Raw genomic sequence first — 21,007 nt, 5'->3', positions numbered from 1 at the left:
TACCGGCACGCAGATAGCCTATTTCGAAGACTGCTCCGCGAGCGATTGAATCAGCGCTTCGAGCCGCGAGAAATTGACGGGCTTGGTCAGATGATCGCGAAAGCCCGCTTCGCGGCAGCGGCGAATGTCCTCGTCCATGCCGTAGCCCGTGATCGCCACCGATGGCTTCTCGGGCTGAAAGGTCTGCCATGCGCGAGCGACGTCGAGCCCGCTGCCGTCGGGCAGGCCGATATCGCTGACGAGCAGATCGAACGGCCCGCTCTTCGCACGCTCCAGCGCCGCCGCGACGGTCACCGCGACCGTCACTTCGTGGCCGAGCATTTCGAGCACCTCGGCCATTGCCGACGACGTCTGCTCGTTGTCCTCCACGAGCAGCACCCTGAGTGCGCGTCCCTGCTCCTGACGCGCGGCCTCGACCGCCGGCTCGTCCTCGTGCGCGGGCTGAACGCGGGCGAGCGGCAGCGTGAGCGTGAAGCGCGCACCGGCGTCGCGCCCCTCGCTATGGGCGGAGAGCGTGCCGCCGTGCTTCTGCGCCAATGTGCTCGCGATCGCGAGGCCGAGACCCAGGCCGCCGAACGAGCGCGTGATCGAATCGTCGGCCTGTTCGAACGCGGAGAAGATGCGCGGCAGCGCCTCGGCGCTGATGCCGATGCCGCTGTCCGTCACCGAAACCGCGATCGTCGCCGGGTCCGGGTTCCAGGTGCGCACGTCGATGCGCCCGCCCGCCGGCGTGAACTTCACCGCGTTCTTCATCAGGTTCCAGACGATCTGTTGCAGACGGGCGGCGTCGCCGAGCACGACGAAATGGTCCGCATCGAAACGCGTATCGAGCGTGAGGTCCTTCGTGCGCAGATCGGCCTCGGACATGTCGAGCGCGCTCGTGAGCAAGGTATCGAGCGCGACGCTCGCGAAATTGAGCGACAGCTTGCCGCGCGCGATGCTCGTCAGATCGAGCAGATCGTCGATCAGACGCGCTTCGAGCTCGACATTGCGGCGGATGAGATCGAGCGTCGGATGCGCCTCGCGCGGCAACGAATGTTTCATCTCCAGCAAGCGCACGGCCGCGAGGATAGGCGTGAGCGGCGTGCGTAGCTCATGCGACAACACCGCCAGAAAATGGTCCTTCGCGCGATTCGCGGATTCGGCCTGATCCTTCGCGAGGCGCAGCGCGTCGGCGGCCATGTGGGCGTCGGTCGCGTCGCGCACGATCTTCGAGAAGCCGATCAGCTCGTCATGCTCGCTGCGGATCGCGGTCGTCACGCCCGACGCGAAGAACGAATGGCCGTCCTTGCGCCAGAGCCAGCGGTCGTCGCTCGCGCTGCCTTCGCGCCGCGCCGTCTCCAGCTCGGCCTCGAACACGCCCGCTTCGCGGTCTTCCTGCGCATAGAAGATGCTCGCGGACTGGCCGAGCACGTCCTGCGCGGGAAAGCCGAGAATGCGCTCGGACGCCGCGTTCCACGTGCGGATGCGCCCTTCGGGATCGAGCGTGATGACGGCGTAGTCCTTGAGCGCATCGATGAGCAGGCGAAAATGCGTTTCCGTCTCGCGCAACGCACGCTCGACCGCGATGCGTTGCGCGCGCTCCGCGCTCTCGCGCATCGCCCGGCGCACGACCGCGGGCAGGCGTTGCAGACGCTGCTTCAGAACGTAATCGGTCGCGCCGCGCTTGAGCATATCGACCGCATGTTCTTCGCCGAGCAAGCCCGACACGAAGATGAACGGCGTGTCCGGCGAGCGCTCGCTCGCGATCGTGAGCGCTTCGATGCCCGAGAAGGTGGGCATCACGAAATCGGCGAGGATCACATCGAAGCGCTTCTTGTCGAGCTCGCCGATGAAGGCCGCGGAGTCGTACACGATCGATGCGTCGACCGCGTAGTCCGCGCGCTCCAGCTGGGCGATCGTCAGCTCCGCATCGAGTGCGTTGTCTTCGACGAGAAGCAGATGCAGAGGCTGCATGATCTAGACGTCCTCTTCAAAGGACGCTTGCGGGCCCATCGGACGGGGCGGGTTCGCGAACATGAGCGCTGCGGTCATTGAGTGGACGTCGGCCGCCGAAAGCGCGTGGAGCCGGGCGGCGGCTCGTTGAGCACGGCCCAGAATACGCCGAGATCGCCGATCGCCTCGACGAACTCCGCGAATTCAACGGGCTTGACGACGTACGCGTTCACGCCAAGCTCGTAGCTGCGTATGAGGTCCTGTTCCTCGCGCGAGGAGGTCAGCATGACGACCGGCACGCTCTTCAACGATGCATTCGAGCGGATCATGTCGAGCACTTCGAGACCGTCGATCTTCGGCAGCTTCAGGTCGAGCAGGATCACGGCCGGATTGCCGGGCGCGCGCTCCTTCCACTCGCCTTCGCAGGTGAGATAGTCGATGGCTTCCTGGCCATCGCGCGCGACGATCACTTCGTTCGCGAGCTGACTCTTGTCGAGCGCGACGAGTGTGAGCTCGAGGTCGTTTGGATTGTCTTCAACGAGCAAAATCGGTTTAAGCATGGTCTTTTCTTGACTTTGTAGCTGGCGCACCCTGCGTTCCATTCGCATTGCGGAATTCGACCGGCAGCGAGAAATAGAATACCGCGCCCTTTCCCAGCCGGCCTTCGGCCCATGTGCGCCCTTCGTGACGCTCGACGATGCGCCTCACGTTGGCGAGCCCGATACCCGTGCCTTCGAATTCTTCCGCGCGATGCAGCCTCTGGAACACGCCGAACAGCTTCGCGCCGTACTTCATGTCGAAGCCGACGCCGTTGTCGCGCACGCCGATCACGTATTCATCGCCGTCCCGGCTCGCGAATATCTCGATTTTCGCCGATTCCCGCGTCCGCGTATATTTCACCGCGTTCGAAATCAGGTTGCGAAGTGCAAGCTGCAGGAAAGCCGCGTCGCCGATGACGCGCGGCAGCTCGCCGATCACCCATTCGATGCGCCTTCCCGCGCTTTCCGCCTCGAACTCCTGGACGACGCCGCGCACGAGCTGCCCGAGATCGGCCGGCGCGGGTCTGAGCGCCGCTCGGCCCATCTGCGAGAACGTAAGGAGATCGTCGACGAGCGTGCCCGCGAAGCGCGCCGAATCCAGCATGTTGTTCAGGAAGCGCCGGCTCTTGTCCGACATGCGTTCGCCTTCCTGCTCGCGCAACAGATCGCCGTAACCCGCGATATGGCGCAGCGGCGCGCGCAGGTCGTGCGACACCGAATACGAAAACGCTTCCAGCTCCTTGTTCGCGCGCGCGAGCTCGGTCGCGAGCTCGGCGCGTTCTTCCGCGCGGCGCAGCACGATGTTCAGCAACGCGCCGCGCAATTCGCCGGCGATTTCGAGTTCGCCCTGACGCCACATCGCGGACTGGCCGCGCACCGTTTCGAGCCACGGCGAGAAGTTCGTGCGCGGCGCGCTCGCGCCATCGGCGCCTTCTATCTTGACCGGCTCGCCCGCCCACTTGATGGTCTGCATCACTTCGGGCCTGAACCACAGCAGATAGTTGCGAAAGATCTGCGAGACCGGCACCGCGAGCACGCCGCACGCGTGGTCCTCGTGCCCTTTCGCCGGCGCCCATTCGCGCGCGAGCGAATCCGTCGCCCATACGCCGGATGTGTTCTCCGCGAGCCAGTGCGTGAGCGCGCGCACGGTGTCCTCGTCGGGCGTCGAGCCGAGCAGCGTGATCTGGTCGTCGAAGACGATCGCCGCGCCTGCCGAGCGCGCGAAGCTCAACACGTCCGTCGGCACCGCCTGCAAGCCCGCGACGAAGTTCTCGTGCTCGCCCATCGCGGAGATCAGACGGCCCATCGTGCGACGCAGCGCGGCCAGATACTCGCCTTCGGCGCGCTCTTCCTTCGCTTCGATCTGCAACGACAGCATGTGACCGAGATGCTCGACCGCGACGCGCGTGTTGAACGGCACGATGCGCGCGTCGTGATCGTGACACGAGACGAGTCCCCACAACTGCCCGCGCACGACGATCGACACCGACATCGACGCATGCGTGCCCATGTTGCGCATGTACTCCAGATGCACCGGCGAAAAACTGCGCAGCGTCGCGTAGGTGAGATCGGTGGGACGGCCCGTGACCGGGTTCACGCCCGGCACGAGCCGCGCGGGCGTGTAGTTCACGTCGGCGACGAGGCGGATGCGGTGCTTCAGATACAACGCGCGCGCCTGGCGCGGAATGTCCGATGCAGGGAAGAACTGATGCAGGAACGACGGGTAACCCTCGTCGCGATCTTCCGCGAGCACATGACTGCGGCCTTCCTCGTCGAAGCTGTAGAGCATCACGCGGCCGAAGCCCGTGATCGCGCGCACTTCGCGCACCGCGAGCTCGGCGAGCGCCTGCACGTTCCCCGCGTCCTGAAGGCCGCGCGCGAACGTGCGCACGAGCGGATACATCGATGCGAAGGCATCGCCACTGGCCGCGGCGGCTTCCATCTCGACGATGAGCGCGCCCTCATGACGATGCATCGTCACATCGAAGCGCAGCGGATTGTCGGAGGACGAAGCCGTCACGTCGATCGGACCGATGTAGAGCGGCGCATCGTCGAGCGCGGACGTGACGGCCGCCTGCGCGATGCGTTGCGCGCCCGCCGCGCCGATCACAGTATCGAGCGGCTCGTCGAGCAATGCATCGACGTCCTCGCCTGTCAGCGACGCAAGGTTTTCGCTTGCCTGCACGATGCGCAGATCGTCGGCGAGCACGAGCAGAAATCCGTGCGGCTGGATGCCGCCGGGGATATGGATCGGCTCGGCATCGCAGTCCTTGCCCGCGATGCCCGAACTGAGCGTGCGACGACGCGCCTCGGCATCCGGCGGTCCTTGCGATGCTTCTTGCGAAGCCTTCGCGATGGGCGGTTCGCTTGCGGACTCGTTCATCAGGCCGCTCCCGCTGCCGGCTGCAGACGCTGCTGCACATCGTCCGCTTCGGGGCATAGCCATGCATGCAGGCTTTCGAAGGTCGCGATGGCGGCTTTCACCGCGTCGTCGTACTGGCTTTCGGGTACGCTTGCCGCCGCGGTCTCGCGAAACGCATTCCACATGCTGCCGGTGCGCGGGCCGTAACCTTCGAAATAGGCGTTGCCGCGGCCCGGCACGAGATCGAGCCGCTCGGCGACGTGAGGCGCGATGAAGCGCCCGCCGAGCGTGCTGCCTTCCATCACGTACATCGAGCCGAACGCATCGCCGATGTTATGCATGCGCGGCAGATCGTCGTGCGAATCGGCGTGTTGTACTGAGGCGCTGCGCTGTGTCTCGCCGGTCAGCGCGACGAGGTCGGCGGCGAGAAGCTGCGCCTTGCGGCGCGTATCGAAGAAGTCTGCAAGCGATGCCGGCATGCACGCCGCGGTCGCATCTTCCCACGGCGCGACATAGCCATAGAATCGTTCGAGCAGCGCGATGTATTCGTCGCCCTGCAGATCGTCACGCATCAGGTCGAGCGCATTCTCGAGCCGCGCATGACACGCGGCGGTTTCGTTCTTCAGACGGGACAGAAGGTCGTGTGGCATGTTCCGTTAAGTTGGCTTCGGTCCGCATGGCGGGGCAAAGGATGCAAGCATCGGAAGGGCTTACCGGTTCGCGCGTCCCATGTATTGCGTGCATCGGTAGAAAAAACGCGGCAAACGATAGCTTCCAGACCCGCTCATGATCAACGGTTCATTCTACGCAAGCGGCCCGTGCGGTGCCATTCGCGAAGGCTTTTCACCGTTCGGTTCACCGCTTGGTCGAGCGCCCTTCATTGCTGTTCACGTTTGCGTGTTCGTCGCGCTGCGTATCGCGTTGATAATCGTCGCCGCCCCGTCGATCCGTATCGACCAAACCGCGTTCGATGTCCTCATGCGCCTGCATGCCGACATCGCGCGGTTCATGTTCATGCTGCGATTCGACGCTCTGATCCGCCTCGTGAGGCAGCGGCGCGTTGGACGCATCGTCATGCGTTTGCGTCGCGCGATCCTTGCTCGCCATCTCGCGTCCGCTATCGGGCGCGCTCGCGGGTGTCGTGTTGGTCTGCTTCATCTTCGTCTCCCTGTGTGAACGCTCACTTGCGTGAGCCGTTCATGCCGAGCCGCTTCTTCATCTCGGCCGTAAGCCGTTGACGCGCCTTGTCATAGCCCGCCCACGGATCGCCTTTCAACGCATCGAGCCGCTCGCGCACGTTGCCGATGTTCCATTGATCGCCGCTCGTAACGGAATCGAGCTCGTCCCACGAGAGCGGCATCGATGCGCCGAGCCCCGGCCGCGCGCGCAGCGAAAACGCCGCCACGGTGCTCGACCCGCGATTGTTGCGCAGATAGTCGATGAAGATCTTCCCCTTGCGGTTCTGCATGCCCATCTTCGCGGAGAAGAGCTTGGGCAGCGCGCTCGCCATGTGCTGCGCGACCGCCTGCGAGAAGTCCTTCATATCGTCCCAGCCGGCCTGCTTCGCGAGCGGCACGACCACATGAAAGCCCTTGCCGCCGCTCGTCTTGCAGAACGACGTGAGGCCGAGTTCGGCGAGCAGATCCTTCGTCAGCTTCGCGGCTTCGATCATGCGTTCCCAGCCGACGCCTTCGCCCGGATCGAGATCGAACACCATGCGATCCGGCTTCTCGATGTTCGATGCCACCGCGTTCCACGTATGCAGCTCGATCGTGCCCATCTGCGCGGTGCCGACGAGCGCTTGCGACGATTCGATCGTGAGCAGCGGCGGATGCCCCGGATCGATATCGGCATGCTGCGTGATATGCGGAATCGCGAGCTTCGCGCTGTGCTTCTGAAAGAACAGTTCGCCGCCGATATCTTCGGGCGCGCGCACGAGCGACACCGGGCGATCCTTCAGATGCGGCAGCATCCAGTCGGCGACGGACGCGTAATACTCGACGACATCGATCTTGGTGAAGCCGGTCGATTTGTCGATCACGCGATCCGGATGGCTGATCTTCACGCCTTCGATTTCCGCCGAACCCGCTTTGGCTTTGGTAGCCGTCTTCTTTGCGGGCGCTTTCTTCGACGCCACCTTCTTCGCCGATGCCGGCACTTCCTTCACGATCTGACGCGCGGGTTTATCGTCGCGCAGACTGACGAACGAGGCTTGTCGCACGATGCGCTCCTTGGTCCATTCCGCAAAATTGCATTCGGCCACGAGTTCGGGCTTCACCCAATGCACGGGCGTACGGCTGCGTTCCTGCGGCTCGCTGGCAAACGGCATGCGCTTCACTTCGCGCTTGTCGAGCTCCTTCTTCACCGCGATGAGCGTCGCGTGATCGAAGCCGCTGCCCACGCGACCCGCGTACTGCAATTTGCCGTGCGTGTCGTACACGCCGAGCAGGAGCGCGCCGAACTGCCCGCGGCTGCCCGACGGCTCCGAATAGCCGCCGATCACGAACTCCTGCCGGCGACGGCACTTGAGCTTGATCCACGAGGTGCTGCGCCCCGACACATACGTGCTGTCGATCCGCTTGCCGATGATCCCTTCGAGCGCCATGTCGCAGGCGCTTTTCAGGAGATCGTCGGCGTGAAAGGCGAAGTCCTGCGAATAGCGCAGAACGGGATCGTCTATCGGTTCGATGAGCGCCTTCAGGATCGCGCGGCGCTGCACGAGCGGCACATTGCGCAGGTCATAGCCATTCAGATACGGCACGTCGAAGAAATACACGACGATGTCCTGCGGGCGTCCTACATCGAACGCGTTTTGCAGCGCCTGAAAATCGGGCAGGCCGCGATCGTCGAGCACCACGGCTTCGCCGTCGAGCCAGCCGCTTTCGATATCGAGCCGGTCGAGCGCCTTCACCTGCTTCGAAAACTTCGCGGTCCAGTCGTTGCCGTTGCGCGTGTAGATCAGAATCTCGTGCTTGCCTTTGATGGTTTCGATGCGCGCGAGCACGCGATAGCCGTCGAATTTTATTTCGTAGGCCCAATCATTTTCGGGCGGCGCGGCATCGACGAGCGTTGCGAGTTGCGGCTTGAAGGTCGCAGGAAGCTTGGCCTTTACCGCGCCTTCGATCGCCGGTTCGTGCGACAACGTGCGCAGCGACTCGGCGCTGCGATTCGCGACGATATCCGGATGCGCGTGTCCGTTCGCTTTCTTGCCGGCCGTTTTCCGCGCCGGCGCTTTCTTCGCGGCGGCCTTGCGTTCGCTGCGCTCACGTACCGCGCCGCTTTTGTCGCGCGCACCGAGCGATGTCGACATCACGCTGCCCGGCTTCTTCAGCAGGATGTCGTATTCGGCTTCGGGACGCGCTTCGTCGTCGCGTTCCTTGATGAGCAGCCACTGCTCCTTGTCGCCGCTGCCGCGCATGTGGCTCTTCACGAGCGTCCAGCCGCCGTGCAGCTTTTCGCCGTCGAGTACGAACTTGAGCTTGCCCTTCTCGTATTCGCGTGCGGCTTCCTCGACAGTGCCCGACTGCGGCGCCCACGTCCCGCGATCCCACACGATGACGCTGCCCGCGCCGTAGTTGCCCTCGGGAATATCGCCTTCGAACGAGCCGTAGTCGAGCGGATGATCTTCGACATGCACCGCGAGCCGCTTCACCGAAGGATCGAGGCTCGGTCCTTTCGGCACTGCCCACGATTTGAGCGTGCCGTCGAGTTCGAGACGGAAGTCGTAATGCAGACGGCGCGCGTCGTGTTCCTGGATCACGAACGACAACGCGTGATCCGCGGACTTCCTTGTGCGCGCACTGCGCTTCGCGGCGCCGGAGGGCTCCGGCGTCTTGTCGAAGCTGCGCTTGCGCTGATAGGTTTCGAGTTTGTCAGCCATCGTCGTCTATCGTCGTCTATGCGTGACTCACGCGCGTTTGCGACGCGTCGTCTTGCGTGCCGGGCGCGCCGTTTCCTCGCTGGTATCGTCGTCGGATGGCGCGGCCTTGCTGCCGCGTTTCGCCGGGGCGCCCTTCTTCAGACTGCGCTTGAGTAATTCCGACAGATCGAGAATTTCAGCGGATGCCTTTTGCTCGCCGCCCTCCTCGACCTTCATGACTTCGGCGACCTTGCCTTCCTTCACCTTCTTGTCGACTAGCGCCATGATGTCGTCCTTGAAGGTGTCGTGATACTTGGCCGGATCCCATGAGTCGCTCATGTCGTCGATGAGACGCTTCGCCATTTCCAGTTCCTTCGGCGTGACGCCGGCCTTCTTGGTGTCTTCGTCGGGGAACTTGAACTCGCTGAAGTCGCGCACTTCGTCGCCCCAGCGCAGCGTGTTGAGCGCGAGCGCGGGGCCGACCGGAATCAGCGCCGCCAGATGCTGCTTGTTATGCAGCACGACGCTCGCGATGCCGACCTTGCCGGTGTCCTTCAACGCGTCTCGCAGAAGCGCGTAGACTTTCTCGCCCTTGCGATCGGGCGCGAGATAGTACGGCGTATCGAGCGAGAGGAACGAGATGTCGGGCGCATCGACGAAAGCGAGAATGTCGACCGTCTGCGTCGATTCGGGATTGGCCGCGCGGATTTCGGCGTCGGTCATCACGACGTATTTGCCCTTCTCGTATTCGAAGCCCCGCACGATGTTGTCGCGCGTGACTTCCTTGCCCGTGTTCTTGTTGATCTGCTTGTAGCCGATCGGATCCATCGAGCGCTTGTCGAGCAGGTTGAAGCCAACCTTCTCCGACTGCGTCGCCGGATAGAGTTGCACGGGCACGTGGACCAGCCCGAAGCTGATCGCGCCTTTCCAGATCATGTGCGGCATCGCGGCACCTTCGCTGTCGGATCGAGTCGATGGATACGCCCGGGCGCGTGAGCCAAGGCGGTTTTCGCGCCGGCAATCAGCGCAGTATCGAATGGAATCGCACGAAGCGTGCCAAGAGGCGTCCAGGCGCCGATCCGCGCAGCATATGAAGGATTGCGTTTACGCGCGAAGCGATGCTCCGTGCGTATCTGTAAGCTTTACTGACGATGAACGCGCGAGGGAAATTTGGGACGGTTGAAAATAAAGACCGTTAGTTGCGGATAGCGCTTCTAAAAAACGCGCCGATCTGAAATCTGCGCGTCAGACAGTGACGGTTATTTGCGGTTCGCCGTGACGGTCAACTGCGTGCCGTCGTCGAGCGTGACGGTTTTCTTGGAGCCTGTGGACGTCGGCATCGAAAAACGCACGATCTGGCTGAAGCGATTATCGACCGGACATTGCACGGTCTTGCCGCCCACGGTCACCTTGCTCGTGCCCTTCGGCGCGTAGGCGCGAAAGCTGATCTGCACGTTCGCGGAACCGTTGTCCGCGACGACCGGCGCGAAGCGGATCTGCACCTGCCGCACCGCCTGCCCGTCCGCGCTCTTCGGCACCGACGCCGCCTGCGGGCACGCATCCGGAACCGCCTGCGCGCCGCCCGGCGCCGAGCCCTGCCAGGTGAAGTCATCGGTCTGGCCGGAACGGATGGTGCGGGTTTCCTGCTCGTTGCCGAAACTCTTCGATGCCATCTTCACCGTGTACTTGATGGGACCGTCATTGGGCGCTTCGGAGAGAACCTTGATGCCTGGCGTCGCGTGGGCGGTCGCCGCGAACATTGCGAGCGCGGCGACGGAAACGATGCGACGAACGACCGAACGACGATTCATGCCGCCACCTCCGTATCGAGCGCTGAGGAAGGCCGGCGCCGCGAGGCGCCAGCGTGCTGTAGGGCGGTTTCAGTCTAGCGCCCCGCATGGCGGCTCATCCTAGTGGAAAACCCGCGTGCGCGGCACTGTCGATGACGTTCGTCAACGCGCGCTCAGAAGCCGGTCAGCACGAGCTTGCCGACCGTGCGCCCTTCTTCCAGCAGCCGATGCGCCTCGCGCAGATTCGCCGCGTCGATCCTGCCGAGATCGCGGCCGAGCGTCGTGCGGATCGTGCCTGCGTCGATCAGCCGCGCCACTTCGGAAAGCAGCTTGTGCTGCTCGATCATGTCGGGCGTCTTGAACATCGCGCGCGTGAACATGAACTCCCAGTGAAACGCCGCGCTCTTCGATTTGAGCAATTCGACCGGCAGCGGCTTTGCGTTCTCGACGATCGTCGCGATCGCGCCTTGCGGCTTGATGACTTCGGCGGCGGCGGGGAAATGCTTGTCGGTGTCATTGAAGATCAGCACGTAATCGACTTGCGGGAAGCCGATATCCTTCATCTGCTTCGGGATGTCCCCGAAGTGATCGACGATATGATCCGCGCCGAGATCCTCCGCCCATTTCGCCGATTCGGGGCGCGAGGCCGTGGCGATCACCTGAAGCTTCGCGACGCGCTTGGCGAGCTGGATGCCGATCGAGCCGACGCCGCCCGCCCCGCCGATGATCAGCACCGATTTGCCCGCGTCCTTGCCTTCCGCCGACACGCGCAGCCGGTCGAAGAGCGCTTCCCACGCGGTGATGGTCGTGAGCGGCAGCGCGGCGGCGCAGGTGAAATCGAGCGACTTGGGCTTCGCGCCGACGATGCGCTCGTCGATCAGATGGAACTCGCTGTTCGCGCCCTGGCGCGTGATGTCGCCCGCATAGTAGACCGGGTCGCCCGCCTTGAACAGCGTGACCTCGGGACCGACCGCCTCCACGACGCCCGCCGCATCCCAGCCGAGCACGCGCGGCGCTGCTTCGACCTTGTCCTTCGGCGCGCGCACTTTCGTGTCGACGGGATTGACCGCGATTGCCTCGATTTTCACGAGCAGGTCGCGGCCCGTCGGCACGGGCTTGTCGAGCTCGATATCGACGAGCGATTCGGGATTGGAAATCGGAAGGTAACGCGTCAGGCCGATGGCTTTCATGTGTGTGCTCCGTGAAGTGGATTTGCTTCGATCTTAGTGCGCGATCGCCCTCTCGAAAACGGTCATAATCGATGAAACATTTTTCGGGAAATCCATCGAATGGCGAGCGATCTACTGACGGACGGCGCGACGCGAGAGCGGCTCGATCTGCTCGACGTCGGCCTGTTCATGCGTGCGGCGGCGTTGGCGAACCTGTCGGCGGCGGCGCGTGAGTTCGGGTTGTCGCCGGCGGTGGCGAGCGCGCGCATCGCCGGGCTGGAACGCATGCTCGGCGCGCGGCTTTTGCATCGCACGACGCGGCGCGTCTCCATCACGCAGGAAGGCGAAATCTTTGCGGCGCATGCGCGCGAGCTGCTCGACGCCGCCGAGGCCGCTCGTGCATCGGTCGGGCAAGCGCGCGAGCATCCGCACGGCCGCCTGCGCGTGACGATGCCCTCGTCGCTCGGCCGCCAGCACATCTCGCCGCTGATTCCCGCGTTTTTGCGCGCGTATCCCGGCGTGAGCGTCGATCTGCGCATGACCGACCAGATCGTCGATCTCATCGATGAAGGCATCGACCTCGCGATCCGCATCGGCGCGCTGAAGGATTCGACGCTCGTCGCGAAAAAGCTCGCGAGCAACCGGCGCGTGCTGTGCGCGTCGCCCGCGTATCTCGCCGCGCACGGCACGCCGCGTCATCCGGCCGATCTCGCCGCGCACGAATGCGTGATACTCGCCGATCAGCGCGACTGGAGTTTCGTGACGCCGACCGGCGTGATCGATGTGCGCGTGTCGGGGCGGCTCGTGACGGACAACGGCGAAGTGATCCGCGACGCGCTCGCGGCGGGCGTCGGCATCGGGCTCAAATCGACGTGGAGCGTAGCGCCGCTGATCGCGAGCGGCGAGCTCGTCACCCTGCTCGACGATTACCCGCTCGCGCAGACGGTGGCGATCTGGGCCGTGTATCCGAGCCGCGCGTTCGTGCCGCCGAAGACGCTCGCGTTCATCGACTTTCTGGCGGCGCAGTTCGGCGAGCCGCCTTACTGGGACATCGATCCTGCGCGCGTGCAGCGCTGAAGGTTCTTTACAATGGCGGTTTCCGCCTTCATGCGTTTGCCCGCCGATGAACCTCGTCATTCAAAGTCCCAGCCCTATCTCCGATTCACATCTGCGGCCGCTCGCGGCGCTCGCGCGTTCGCGAGAGACGCAACGCGCCGACGACACGCTGCTGCGCCTGATCGGCGCCGATCCGCTCCAGCGTCCGGATATCGACGCCTACTGCGGCGCGCATGCGCTCGATTACGCTTACATCGATCCGAACGCGAAGCTCGCCGATTTCGGCCTCGTCGCGATGGACATGGACTCGACGCTCATCACGATCGAATGCATCGACGAGATCGCCGATTTCTGCGGGCTGAAGGCCGAGGTCGCGGCGATCACGGAAGCGTCGATGCGCGGCGAGATCAAGGATTTCAACGAGAGCCTCACGCGGCGCGTCGCGCTGTTGAAGGGCCTCGACGCGGGCGCGCTGGAGCGTGTCTACGAGGAACGGCTCAGGCTGTCGCCGGGCGCGGAACGCATGCTCGAAGGCGCGCGCGCCGCGGGTCTTAAGACGCTGCTCGTGTCGGGAGGGTTCACGTTTTTCACCGAGCGTCTGAAGACGCGCCTCGGGCTCGATTACACGCGCGCGAACACGCTCGAAATCGTCGATGGCAAGCTGACTGGGAAGGTCGTCGGCGACATCGTGAACGCGGATGAGAAGGCGCGCACGCTGATCGACACGTGCAAGAAGATCGGCATCGAGCCGAAGCGGGCCATCGCGATGGGCGATGGTTCGAACGATCTCAAGATGATGGCCGAAGCGGGGTTGTCGGTGGCGTTTAGGGCGAAGCCGGTCGTGAGGCAGTCGGCGAGTGTCGCGTTCAACTTCGTTGGACTCGATGGGTTGTTGAGGCTTTTTTGATCGATGTATGGGTGGGGGCTTTTTTTGCTGGATCCCGTATTCGCGGTGGTCTATTAGCACTGCCCCTGTGCGGGGCGGCAGTCACTTTCTTTGCTGCTGCAAAGAAAGTAACCAAAGAAAGCAGCTTCTCACCGCCCGCGGTCACACGCACGTTGGCCATGCTTGCCAGCCGCCCGCGGCACTCGCCTAAGTGTCGCCCTCACAGGCCCCATCGGGCTTGGCTCGCGCACGGTCTGCCGCACCAAATGGTTTGGCGCGCTGGTTCAGCACCAAATAGCTTCGGCACAGCGCTACGCGCTGCCGTTGGGTATGCGAGGGAAACCGTCGAAGAAGAAGCACGTGCACACCCGATTGACCCATCGGCCGCGAAGCGGGCTGGAGCTATTTGGTGCTGAACCAGTTTGTTCTGTGGTGCGATGTGTCAGACCGTGCGCGAGCCAAGCCCGGTGGGTCCTTCGAGGGCGACACTTAGGCGAGTGCCGCTTCCTGCTGGCAAGCATGGCCAACGTGCGTGTGACCGCGGGCCTGAACGAGCTGCTTTCTTTGGTTACTTGTATATTGATTCCAGGTGGGCGGAAACTGATCTCCTCCGCTCACCCGAAGCGGTAGCCCGTTTGTGTTACATGGGCTCGCAGCCCGAAAGAAAGCTGGTGGCGCCGCTTCTTCTTACCGCTTTGAACCCGGACAGTTGACTGAGCCTCGAGCTCGTATCTTTACAAGTATGGGTGCTGTGGTGAACCAAATTCCTTCCGCCTTCGCTTCGCCCTTGTTCGTCGGTATCGATGTCAGCGGACCCTTCCTCGACATCGCCTATCACGGATCCGCCGAAACCTTTCGTCTACCCAATGCGCCTGAAGGCTTCGCCGAACTGATCAACCGATTGTTGCCTCTCAAGCCGGAACTCATCGTCCTCGAAGCCACCGGCAAGCTCGAACGCGCCGTCCTTCAAGCCCTCTGCCAAGCCGGTCTGCCCGCCGTCGCGGTCAACTCCACGTGGGTGCGCGAGTTCGCCAGATCCGCCGGACAACTGGCCAAGACCGATCGCATCGATGCGCGCGTCATCGCTCGCTACGGGGCCGTCATGCAACCCGAAGTCCGACCCCTGACCGATGAGCAGACCCAGCAGCTGCAGGCCCTTATCCTGCGCCGCACACAACTCATCGAGATGCTCACCGCCGAGCAAAACCGTCGCAAGCGCGCTCATAAATCGGCCCTGCCCAGCATCGATGAATTCATCCAGTTCATCACGCAACGCATCAAGGACGCCGATCGCGACATCGACTCCTTCCTCCACACCAACGAACTCTGGCGCAAAAACGAAGCCCTGCTGCGCTCCACTCCGGGTATCGGCAAAACAACCGCCGCGACGCTCATCGCCTTCCTGCCTGAATTGGGCTCCCTCAACAACCGACAGATCGCCTCGCTCGTCGGCCTTGCCCCATTCAACTCCGACAGTGGCACACACCGCGGCGAACGCCATACCAAGGGCGGGCGTCACTTCGTGCGCCGCGCCCTTTACATGGCCTGCGTCGCCGCGCAACGAGCCAATCCCTATCTCAAGGCGTTCTGCGATCAGCTACGCGCCAGAGGCAAAAAAACCAAGGTCGCCTTCGTCGCAGGCATGCGAAAACTCCTCACGCAGCTCAACGCCATGATGCGCGATGGCACGGCCTGGAATCCCCCAAAACCTTGATTCTTTGCTCACTACCGCTTGACTCTCAATACAGTTGCTTTCTTTGCAGCAGCAAAGAAAGTGACCCCCGCCCCGGGGAGGGGCAGTGCTAATAGACCACCGCGATAACGGGATCCAGCCAAAGCCCCATAAATCCCTCGGTCAACCAAGCGCTTTGCCCAGCGCCCCCTCCAGATCTGCCCGCAAATCCGCCTCCGCTTCCAGTCCGACATAAAACCGCACCAACACCCCCTCATGCGGCCATTGCGACGCAGTGCGCATCGAAGAAATGTTGTAGGGCATCGCGAGACTGTGCGCGCCACCCCAGCTCCAGCCGATCGAGAACAGTTCGAGCGCTTCGACGAACGCATCGACTTGCGAAGGCGTATAACGGCCATCGAACACGATCGAGAACAGGCCCCCCGCGCCACCCTTGAAATCGCGTTCATAGAACGCGTGCCCCGGACAATCCTCCAGCGCCGGATGCAGCACCGCCGTCACTTCGGGGCGCGTCTTGAGCCACTGCGCGAGCGCAAACGCCGTGCGGTCGTGCGCTTCGTAACGTGCCTTCATCGACGGCAGGCTGCGCAGCACGAGCGATGCATCGTCCGCCGATACGCCGATGCCCATTCTCATGCGCGCGCGCTTCAGCTTCTTGTGCAACTCCGGATCGCGCGTGATGGTCGCGCCCATCAGGATGTCGCTGCCGCCCGATTGATACTTCGTCAACGCCTGCACGGAAATATCGACGCCATGTTCGAACGGCTTGAACGCGAGGCCCGCGGAATACGTGTTGTCGATCGCCGTGACGATGCCCTTCGCCCGCGCGACAGCGACGATCGCGGGCACGTCCTGCACTTCCATCGTCACCGAGCCGGGCGCTTCGAGCCAGATCAGCTTCGTGTTCGGACGGATCGCATCGGCGATGCCCGCGCCGGTCATCGGGTCGTAGTAGGTCACTTCGAGCCCGAAATCGGCGGCGAGCCAGTCGGCGTGATCGCGGTTCGGCGAATAGGCGTTGTCGGGCACGAGCACGTGATCGCCCGCCTTCAACAGGCCGAAGTAGACATTCGAGATCGCCGCGAGCCCGGACGGCTGCAGGAGCGCATACTCGCCGCCTTCGATCGCCGCGAGGCGCTGCGCGAGCGCGATGGTCGTCGGCGTGCCGTGCAAGCCGTAGCGCCACTTCGAATCGTCGCTCCAGACGAGCGAGCGCATCGTCGCGAGATCGGGAAACACCACCGTCGAAGCGCGCGCGACCGGCACCGAGAACGACTCGAAGCCGGGCGTGATGCGATCCTCGGGCTGCACGATGCGCGTCTGCAGGTCGCGGTCGAGGGCGTTGTTGCTGGAATCGGTCATGAGGTCGATTTGAAGCGAAATAAGGAAAAGCCGCCGCCGGAAACGCCCGGCGGCGTGTAGACGAGACAGCCTATTCGCCGATGATGACGTTGCTCGTGCCGCCCACGGAATTCTTCGGCGGCGCGGGCGGAGCAGGTTCAAGCGACGGCGCGGCCGGCGCCTTGGCCGCGCCCATCGGCGGCAAGGCCTTGCCGGGCACCGCCGGGCGCAGATCGAACGGCTGCGCGTTCGATTCGTCCGGGTCCATGCGCTCGCCCGACACACTGCCGTCCGGCGCGAACTTGCCGACCCAGTTGCCCGTGATATGCGTGCCGTCGTTCGATTCCTCGATCTCGAGCGTGTCGCCATCGCGATCGCCCGCGACCAGAATCACGTTCGGGCTGCCCGCGAACTTGTATTCGCCATGCACGCCGGACGGCTCGTCGGTTTTCGCGCCGAGCTTCATCTCGATCTGCCTGTCGCCGAGCGTGCCGACATAGCGCGGAAACCGCGCGTATTCCGCGTTCGGCGTCAGCGGCTTCTGCGGCGGCAGCGCAAGCTCCTTGATGGCGGCCTGCGCGCCGTGCGCATCGGCGCCCGACGGTTCGCGCTGATCGACTGGAATGACGCCGGACGCGCCGGACGAACCCGGCGGCATCGGCGAATTGCAGCCGGCCAGCGCAACCAGCGCGGCCGAGATCGCGAAGGCCGCGTAAAGGCGCGGCCCGGTCTTGCTTTGCGTCATCCTTCGGTCCTTCAAATGCGCTCGAAGATCGCCGCGATGCCCTGCCCGCCGCCGATGCACATCGTCACGAGCGCGTAACGCCCGCCGATGCGCTGCAGCTCGTACAGCGCCTTCACGGTGATGAGCGCGCCGGTCGCGCCGATCGGATGCCCGAGCGAAATGCCCGAGCCGTTCGGATTGACCTTCGCGGGATCGAGCTTCAGTTCCTGCGACACGGCGCACGCCTGCGCGGCGAACGCTTCGTTCGCTTCGATGACGTCGAGATCGTTCACGGTCAGGCCCGCGCGCTCCAGCGCCTTCTGCGTCGCGGGAACCGGGCCGATGCCCATGATCTTCGGATCGACGCCCGAATGTGCGTAGGCGACGAGGCGCGCGAGCGGTTTCGCACCGCGCTTCTCCGCGACGCCGCGCTCCATCAGCACGACGGCCGCCGCCGCGTCGTTGATGCCCGACGCGTTGCCCGCCGTCACCGTGCCGTTCTCCTTCACGAACACGGGTTTGAGCTTGGCGAAGTCTTCGGCGGTCGCGTTCATGCGCACGTGCTCGTCGCGGTCGAACACGGTGTCGCCCTTCTTCGACGCGAGCGTGATCGGCAGGATCTGTTCCTTGAAGTAGCCGGCTTCGGTCGCCTTCGCCGCGCGACGATGCGATTCGAGCGCGAGCGCGTCCTGCATCTCGCGCGTGATGCCGAACTTCTGCGCGACGTTCTCGGCCGTCACGCCCATGTGGATCTTGTCGAACGGATCGTTTAGCGCGCCGACCATCATGTCGACGATGCGCGTGTCGCCCATGCGCTGGCCGAAGCGCGCGGCGGGCATGATGTACGCCGCGCGGCTCATGTTTTCCGCACCGCCGCCGATCGCGACATCCGCATCGCCGAGCAGAATCGACTGCGACGCCGAGACGATCGCCTGCAGTCCCGAGCCGCACAGGCGGTTCACCGTCAGCGCGGGCGCGTGCTGCGAAACGCCGCCGTCGAGCGCCGCGACGCGTGCGAGATACATGTCGCGCGGCTCGGTATGAACGACGTTGCCGAACACCACGTGGCCGACTTCATCGCCCGCGACATTCGCCCGCGAAAGCGCCTCGCGCACGACGCGCGCGCCGAGATCGGTCGGGGAAAAGTCCTTCAGCGCGCCGCCGAAATCGCCGATTGCCGTGCGCACGCCGCTTACCACCACTACTTCACGTTGCATGTTGCCGTCTCCGCTGGGTTGTGTTGATCTGGTAACTCGTTCGATGATCGATTCGTCATTCGCCGAGCGCGCGCTCGACGGTTGCCTTGTCCGGGATCGGTGCGACTGCGCCGAAGCCTTGCGTCGACAAAGCCGCCGCGACGTTGGCATAGCGCGCCGCGGTAAAAGGATCGTCGCCCGCGACGATGCGCGCGATGAACGCGCCGCCGAAGCAATCGCCCGCTCCGGTCGCATCGACCGCCTTGACGACGCGGCCCGGCACGACGCGCCGCTCGTCGGGTGTCGCGATATACGCGCCTTCCTTACCGAGCTTCAGCGCCACGACCTTCGGGCCGAGATTCAGCAGCGCGTCGACGATCGCGTCCTTGTCCTCGCGACCCGTGAGCAAGGTCACGTCGTCCCAGCTCGGCAGACAGATATCCGTCGAGCGGATCGCTTCGAGCATGACGGCGCGTGCGCGTGCGAGCGGCCACAGCTTCAGGCGCAGGTTCGTGTCGAAGCTCACCTTCACGCCGTGCGTGCGCGCGTGATCGATCGCGGCGAGCGCGGCGTCGCACGCCGCCACGCCGATCGCGAGGCTGATGCCCGACAGATGCACGACCTTCGCGGCGGCGATCGCGTCGAGCGGCAGATGCGACGGCGCGTAGCGGCTCGCCGCCGAGCCCGCGCGCAGATAGTCGAAGCGATGCCCGTTCTCGCCGTGCGACACGAAGTAGACGCCCGTGGGAGCGTCGTGGTCCACGCGAACCGTCGAGGTATCGACGTTTTCCGAACGCCACAGATCGAGCAGCAATTGCCCGAAGTGATCGTTGCCGACTGCCGACACGAAGCCCGTCGCCGCGCCCTGGCGCGATGCCGCGATCAGGAAGTTGGAGACGTCGCCGCCGAAGCCTTGCAGATAGTCCGGCTGATCGCGCGTCGACTGATTGAACTCGATCATCGCCTCGCCGAGCGCGAGAATTTGCGGCGTTTGCGGCATGGCTTACACCTCGCCCCAGAGATCGTGGCCATCGGCGCCGGTGATCTTCACCGACACGAAGTCGCCGGCCTTGTAGCGCTTCGATGCCTTCGTCGCCGGCGCGATGTACACGACGCCGTCGATTTCCGGCGCATCCGCCGCCGTGCGGCCGATGCCGCCGTCCGTGCTCACTTCATCGACGAGCACCTTCAGCGTCTTGCCGACCTTCTTCGTCATGCGCTTCGCCGAAAGTTCTTCGGCCAGTTCCATGAAGCGCGCGCGGCGTTCCTCGCGCACTTCGTCGGGCAGCGCGCCGTCGAGTTCGTTCGCGGTGGCGCCTTCGACCGGCGAGTACGCGAAGCAGCCGACGCGATCCAGATCCGCTTCTTCGAGGAAGTCCAAGAGCGTCTGGAACTGCTCTTCCGTCTCACCCGGAAAGCCTGCGATGAACGTGCTGCGGATGGTCAGATCGGGACAGATTTCACGCCACGTCTTCACGCGTTCGAGCACCTTCTCGGCGTTGGCCGGGCGCTTCATGCGCTTCAGCACTTCGGGATGCGCGTGCTGGAAAGGCACGTCGAGATACGGCAGCACGTGGCCGCGCAGCGGGCCTTCGGCCATCATCGGGATTACGTCGTCCACGCTCGGATACGGATAGACATAGTGCAGCCGCACCCACGCGCCGTATTGCGCGGCCAGCTCACCGAGCGCGCCGACGAGATCGGTCATGCGCGTCTTGAGCGGCTTGCCGTTCCAGAAGCCCGTGCGGTACTTCACGTCGACGCCGTATGCGCTCGTGTCCTGCGAGATGACGAGCAGTTCCTTGACGCCGGATTTGAAGAGATTTTCCGCTTCGAGCATGACTTCGGCGACGGGGCGCGACACGAGATCGCCGCGCATCGACGGAATGATGCAGAACGTGCAGCGATGATTGCAGCCTTCCGAAATCTTCAGATACGCGTAATGGCGCGGCGTCAGCTTGATGCCGGCGGGCGGCACGAGATCGGTGAACGGGTCGTGCGGTTTCGGCAGGTGCGTGTGCACGGCGTTCATCACTTCATTGGTCGCGTGCGGACCGGTGACGGCGAGCACTTTCGGATGCACTTCCTCGATGAGGCCCGAGCCGCTCGCGCTCTTTTTCGCACCGAGGCAGCCGGTGACGATGACCTTGCCGTTCTCGCTCAATGCCTCGCCGATGGCGTCGAGGCTTTCCTGCACGGCTTCGTCGATGAAGCCGCAGGTGTTGACGACGACGAGGTCCGCGCCGTCATAGGTGCCGGAGATTTCGTAACCTTCGGCGCGCAACTGGGTGATGATCTGCTCGGAATCGACGAGCGCTTTCGGGCAGCCAAGCGACACCATGCCGATTTTCGGCGCGGGAGTCGTTCTGGCGGTTGAATCTAAAGAATTTTTCACGGGAACAGTGTCTTGTGGGGACGCGCGAGGCCAATCCAACATTTTACCCCGGAGTGCCGATG

At 64.1% G+C, this 21,007-nt stretch carries 17 protein-coding genes; 3 read left to right on the top strand and 14 right to left on the bottom strand.

The window, feature by feature from the left end:
- Positions 1 to 18: 18 nt before the first annotated feature.
- The 9 genes from ACEN42_RS07375 to ACEN42_RS07335 form a co-directional block, all read right to left on the bottom strand.
- Entirely contained in the window at positions 19 to 1,956 is a 1,938-nt protein-coding gene (locus tag ACEN42_RS07375) for a response regulator (RefSeq protein ID WP_238214392.1), read from the bottom strand.
- Between the two features lie 74 nt (positions 1,957 to 2,030).
- Positions 2,031 to 2,495 (bottom strand): response regulator, encoded by a 465-nt coding sequence (locus ACEN42_RS07370; RefSeq protein WP_035507806.1) that lies wholly within the window; start codon positions 2,493 to 2,495, stop codon positions 2,031 to 2,033.
- Positions 2,488 to 4,857: an ATP-binding protein gene (locus ACEN42_RS07365; protein WP_371881021.1), complete on the bottom strand. Its 2,370-nt coding sequence runs from the start codon at positions 4,855 to 4,857 to the stop codon at positions 2,488 to 2,490. Before ACEN42_RS07365 ends, ACEN42_RS07370 begins: the two co-directional genes overlap by 8 nt.
- Positions 4,857 to 5,486 carry a biliverdin-producing heme oxygenase gene (locus ACEN42_RS07360; RefSeq protein ID WP_371881020.1) on the bottom strand — a complete coding sequence of 210 codons (630 nt, stop codon included), beginning with the start codon at positions 5,484 to 5,486 and terminating at the stop codon, positions 4,857 to 4,859. The genes ACEN42_RS07365 and ACEN42_RS07360 overlap by 1 nt, the downstream gene beginning before the upstream one ends.
- Positions 5,487 to 5,691: 205 nt before the next feature.
- Entirely contained in the window at positions 5,692 to 5,943 is a 252-nt protein-coding gene (locus ACEN42_RS07355) for a hypothetical protein (RefSeq protein WP_371881083.1), read from the bottom strand.
- A gap of 73 nt (positions 5,944 to 6,016) precedes the next feature.
- Positions 6,017 to 8,716, bottom strand: coding sequence for a DNA ligase D (gene ligD, locus ACEN42_RS07350; RefSeq protein ID WP_371881019.1), 2,700 nt, complete (start codon positions 8,714 to 8,716; stop codon positions 6,017 to 6,019).
- 27 nt (positions 8,717 to 8,743) lie between these two features.
- Positions 8,744 to 9,640 (bottom strand): Ku protein, encoded by an 897-nt coding sequence (locus tag ACEN42_RS07345; RefSeq protein ID WP_187604638.1) that lies wholly within the window; start codon positions 9,638 to 9,640, stop codon positions 8,744 to 8,746.
- Between the two features lie 314 nt (positions 9,641 to 9,954).
- The gene (locus ACEN42_RS07340; protein ID WP_371881018.1) at positions 9,955 to 10,506 is read right to left on the bottom strand and encodes a DUF6013 family protein; all 552 of its coding nucleotides are present in this window, start codon (positions 10,504 to 10,506) and stop codon (positions 9,955 to 9,957) included.
- Positions 10,507 to 10,658: 152 nt separating this feature from the next.
- Positions 10,659 to 11,675 carry a zinc-binding alcohol dehydrogenase family protein gene (locus tag ACEN42_RS07335; RefSeq protein ID WP_187604636.1) on the bottom strand — a complete coding sequence of 339 codons (1,017 nt, stop codon included), beginning with the start codon at positions 11,673 to 11,675 and terminating at the stop codon, positions 10,659 to 10,661.
- Positions 11,676 to 11,774: 99 nt separating this feature from the next.
- Between ACEN42_RS07335 and ACEN42_RS07330 the strand changes: the two genes are divergently transcribed.
- The 3 genes from ACEN42_RS07330 (at position 11,775) to ACEN42_RS07320 (ending at position 15,310) form a co-directional block, all read left to right on the top strand.
- A complete protein-coding gene (locus ACEN42_RS07330) occupies positions 11,775 to 12,731 on the top strand; it encodes a LysR substrate-binding domain-containing protein (protein ID WP_371881017.1) in 957 nt (318 codons plus the stop codon).
- A gap of 46 nt (positions 12,732 to 12,777) precedes the next feature.
- Positions 12,778 to 13,617, top strand: coding sequence for a phosphoserine phosphatase SerB (gene serB / locus ACEN42_RS07325; RefSeq protein ID WP_371881016.1), 840 nt, complete (start codon positions 12,778 to 12,780; stop codon positions 13,615 to 13,617).
- 721 nt (positions 13,618 to 14,338) lie between these two features.
- Entirely contained in the window at positions 14,339 to 15,310 is a 972-nt protein-coding gene (locus ACEN42_RS07320) for an IS110 family transposase (RefSeq protein WP_371880810.1), read from the top strand.
- Between the two features lie 141 nt (positions 15,311 to 15,451).
- Here ACEN42_RS07320 and ACEN42_RS07315 read toward each other — a convergent pair whose 3' ends face one another.
- From ACEN42_RS07315 to rimO, 5 genes are all read right to left on the bottom strand, one after another.
- Positions 15,452 to 16,651, bottom strand: a complete 1,200-nt coding sequence (locus ACEN42_RS07315) for a cystathionine beta-lyase (RefSeq protein WP_371881015.1) — start codon at positions 16,649 to 16,651, stop codon at positions 15,452 to 15,454.
- 70 nt (positions 16,652 to 16,721) lie between these two features.
- Positions 16,722 to 17,375, bottom strand: coding sequence for a hypothetical protein (locus tag ACEN42_RS07310; RefSeq protein WP_371881014.1), 654 nt, complete (start codon positions 17,373 to 17,375; stop codon positions 16,722 to 16,724).
- Positions 17,376 to 17,386: 11 nt separating this feature from the next.
- A complete protein-coding gene (gene bktB / locus ACEN42_RS07305) occupies positions 17,387 to 18,571 on the bottom strand; it encodes a beta-ketothiolase BktB (protein ID WP_371881013.1) in 1,185 nt (394 codons plus the stop codon).
- A 55-nt stretch (positions 18,572 to 18,626) separates the two neighbouring features.
- Positions 18,627 to 19,550, bottom strand: a complete 924-nt coding sequence (locus ACEN42_RS07300) for a sugar kinase (RefSeq protein ID WP_187604629.1) — start codon at positions 19,548 to 19,550, stop codon at positions 18,627 to 18,629.
- Positions 19,551 to 19,553: 3 nt separating this feature from the next.
- A complete protein-coding gene (rimO, locus tag ACEN42_RS07295) occupies positions 19,554 to 20,891 on the bottom strand; it encodes a 30S ribosomal protein S12 methylthiotransferase RimO (RefSeq protein WP_371881012.1) in 1,338 nt (445 codons plus the stop codon).
- Positions 20,892 to 21,007: the final 116 nt, after the last annotated feature.

It is taken from the genome of Caballeronia sp. S22, from assembly GCF_964261745.1.
Lineage (GTDB): Bacteria > Pseudomonadota > Gammaproteobacteria > Burkholderiales > Burkholderiaceae > Caballeronia > Caballeronia jiangsuensis.
The sequence above is the reverse complement of the archived record's forward strand: the minus strand, read 5'-3'. Positions and strand labels throughout refer to the sequence as shown.